The 263-nt window shown below is 39.9% G+C and carries 1 pseudogene; it reads left to right on the top strand.

From position 1 onward, the window contains the following. Positions 1-263, top strand: a pseudogene (locus AAEY62_RS22995) (rod shape-determining protein MreC); the annotation flags it as partial.

Genomic DNA, 263 nt, shown 5'->3' with positions numbered 1-263 from the left:
GTGTCATACTGATTATTGGCGATAAGTACACCGAAGGTGGAACAAACGTTAGTACTAGTTTAAATACACTGGTTAGCCCATTAATTTATGTGGCTAATTTACCCTACGAAGTATTTAGCTTTGGTGCAAAAAGCTTACATACCCGCGATCAATTACTTACCGAAAATGAAGCGCTGAAAAAAAAGCAAATGCTGCAAAGCGAGCAGCTACAGCAGTACCAGTTTTTGAGCAGAGAGAATCAAAAATTGCGCGCCTTATTAGGC

It is taken from the genome of Pseudoalteromonas sp. GW168-MNA-CIBAN-0100 (assembly GCF_040309225.1).
Lineage (GTDB): Bacteria > Pseudomonadota > Gammaproteobacteria > Enterobacterales > Alteromonadaceae > Pseudoalteromonas > Pseudoalteromonas arctica.
The sequence above is the reverse complement of the archived record's forward strand: the minus strand, read 5'-3'. Positions and strand labels throughout refer to the sequence as shown.